Raw genomic sequence first — 3,084 nt, forward strand, 5'->3', positions numbered from 1 at the left:
CACTCGGAGAGTGCGGACCACTTCACGCTCAGGCTTGCGACATCTTCGAAACTCGTGGCCTAAGTGGAGTGTTTGATCCTTTTTGACAAGCGAGACTTGCGGCGCTGCATCTCGCACACCGTGATGAGTTGGCGGCGCGGCATTAGTTCATGCTGCGGAGGGCTTCGCGGATGAGTTTGTCGGCGGTGTCCATGCCAGGCTGTTTGGCCAACTCGTTGACGGCTTTGATGGCTTCGGATTGTTTGTAGCCGAGGGCGATGAGGCCGAGGACGGCGTCGGTTTGAGCTTCCTGTTTTGGATCGTGGGCGCCTTTGGCGGTGCGGGAGGCCTGCCAGGCATCGACGACGCCGACTTTGTCTTTGAGCTCGAGCACGATGCGTTCGGCGGTCTTGCCGCCGACGCCTTTGATGCGGGAGAGGGATTTTACATCGCCGCTGATGACGGCGTCTTTGAAGGCGGCGACGGGCATGCCGCTGAGGACGCTGAGGGCCATCTTGGGGCCGATGCCGGAGACGCGGTCCATGAGGAGGCGGAAGAGATCGCGCTCGTCTGAGGTGATGAAACCGAAGAGGGTGTGGTCGCGGTCGGTGACGTGGTAGTGGGTGAGGAGCTGCACTTTTTCACCGGGGTGCGGGAGCTTGTCGAAGGTGGTGAGTGGGATGAGAACGAGGTAGCCCACGCCGTTGACGTCGATAGTGGCACGGTGCGGGAGGGCTTCGGCGAGGAGGCCGCGAAGGAAGGCGATCATGCGGGCATGAAGGCGGGTAGGCGCGAAGGTGCAAGTGCAGGTTTGGTTCTTCGAGCGCGATTACTTGGCGCAGGTCATTCTATGCTGAACGGGCTGGGGCTGGAAGGCCCGGAGCCGCACTCGGAGAGTGCGAACCACGCCGCGCAGAGGCCTGCGAGTCGTGGGGTGTTTTCACACGCTCGCAGACGGGCGGGCTGTCGCCATACCCGTCCTACGATGTGCATGCGTCTCTTGTGGAAAAAAGAGGACTTATGAGACGCTTTCGTGCGTCTCGTGGCGGGCACAAGGTGACTGGCCTGCGAACAATCACCGGCTCCCGCATTCGAATGGACCATGGCACGCAAAAAGCCATCCATCCCGTCGAAAGCGGTAGCTGCGTTCGTTCCTCACTGCGCAACCGCAGTCCAAATTAGGGCTGCGGCTGCGCGTTGGGGTGACGAGTTTTGCGGTGAGCTGGCTACCGCTGTTATGCGGAGAGCTTTTCCATGAGCTTCTGGGTGCGCTCGATGATGCGCTGGGGCTCGTCGAGGAGGCCGGCGGAGAGGAGGGCGTTGTCCAGAATCTGCTCGGAGATGAGGCCGGCGGTTTCGGGGTCCTTGGCGTGAAGGGCGGAGAGGTTACGGACGAGCTGGTGACGCGGATTGATTTCGAAGATGACCTTCGAGCCGGGCATGTCGCCGTCTTTGCCCATGGCCTTCATCATCTGGCGGATCTGCGGGCTCATCTCGCCTTCGGGGGTGAGGACGAGAGCGGGGCTGCCAACGAGGCGCTTGCCGGTGCGAACGGTTTCGACCTGGGTGGCGAGACGTTCTTTGATCCAGTCGCAGAGCGAGGTGGCGTCTGCTTCAGTGAGGGCTTCTCCTTCGCTGGTGTCTTCGCCGAGATCGATGTCAGGGGCGTTGACGGACTTGAGGTCTTTGTCCTCGAACTTGCTGAGGCTGGAGATGACGTATTCGTCGATGTGCTCAAACATGTAGAGAACTTCAAAGCCCTTGGCCTTGAAGGCGGCGACGTAGGGGCCGCTTTCGATGGTGCTGCGGGAGGTGGAGACCTGGTAGTAAATCTCCTTCTGGTCTTCCTTCATGCGCTTCACGTATTCGGTGAGGCTGACGGTCTCGCCGGGCTCGGTCATGCTGGATTCAAAACGCAGCAGCTTGGCGATGGCGTCGCGATTGGTGTGATCGGTGGCGATTCCTTCTTTGAAGAAGCGGCTGAAGCTGGCGTAGAATTCGTTGTACTTTTTCGGGTCTTCGACGGCTTCTTTGTCGAGGTGCTTGAGGAGACGCTTGGCGACGACGTCGCCGAGTTTGCGGACGAGGGCGCTGTCCTGCATGGACTCGCGGGAGATGTTCAGCGGGAGGTCTTCGCTGTCGATGACGCCACGGACGAAGCGCATCCACTCAGGGAGGAGCTTCTTCGGTTTCGGGTCGATGAGCACCTTTTTGCAGTAGAGGCCGACGTTGGGCTCCATCTGGCCCATGCCGTAGGATTCCATGTTCTGCGTGGGGGTGAAGAGCAGCGCATTGATGGCGATGGGGGACTCGGCCTGGAAGTGCAAGCGATAGCTAGGATCATCGAAGGCGTGGGCGGCGAAGCGATAGAACTCGGTGTACTGCTCGTCGGTGATGCTGTCCTTGGATTTGAGCCAGAGGGCTTCAACGGTGTTCACGCGCTCGGTGTCGAGGATGACGGGGAAGCTGACGAAGTTGGAGTATTTTTCCAAGACCTGCTTCACGCGGTGCTTCGTGGCGAACTCGGCGGCGTCTTCCTTCAGATGGAGCACGATTTTGCAGCCACGGGCCTCTTCGGTGGAGTCATCGATGGTGTAGCTGGTGCTGCCGTCGCTGGTCCAGACGAGGTGCTCGCCGTCGTTGCGCCAGGAGTGGGTGTGGACCTCGACTTTGTCAGCCACCATGAAGGCGGAGTAGAAGCCGACGCCGAACTGACCGATGAGGGAGGCGTCGTTTTGCTTGCCTGCGTTCTTGAGGGCAGCAGCAAAGGCTTTGGAGCCGGAGTGGGCGATGGTGCCGAGGTTTTCGACAAGCTCGGCGCGGGTCATGCCGATGCCGTGATCGGCGATGGTCAGCGTGCGGGCGGCTTCATCGGTGGTGATGGTGACTTCCAGCGCGGCGGAGGCGTCGAAGACGTCATTTTCCGTGAGCTGGGTGAGGCGCATCTTTTCCATCGCGTCGGCAGCGTTGGACACGAGTTCGCGAATGAAGATCTCGCGGTCGGTGTAGAGGCTGTGGATGACGATATCGAGGACTTGTTTGACTTCGGCCTGGAATTCGTGGGTCTGGCTCATGGTTGTAAGGGTAAAAAAGGTTTGGGGGGGG

2 protein-coding genes are annotated in these 3,084 nt (G+C 60.3%); both read right to left on the bottom strand.

The window, feature by feature from the left end:
• Positions 1 to 142 precede the first annotated feature (142 nt).
• Positions 143 to 748 (bottom strand): Holliday junction branch migration protein RuvA, encoded by a 606-nt coding sequence (ruvA, locus tag ACIREA_RS29535; protein WP_397385907.1) that lies wholly within the window; start codon positions 746 to 748, stop codon positions 143 to 145.
• Positions 749 to 1,214: 466 nt separating this feature from the next.
• Positions 1,215 to 3,053, bottom strand: coding sequence for a molecular chaperone HtpG (gene htpG, locus ACIREA_RS29540; RefSeq protein WP_397385908.1), 1,839 nt, complete (start codon positions 3,051 to 3,053; stop codon positions 1,215 to 1,217).
• Positions 3,054 to 3,084: the final 31 nt, after the last annotated feature.

This window comes from Prosthecobacter sp. (assembly GCF_044373815.1).
GTDB lineage: Bacteria > Verrucomicrobiota > Verrucomicrobiia > Verrucomicrobiales > Verrucomicrobiaceae > Prosthecobacter.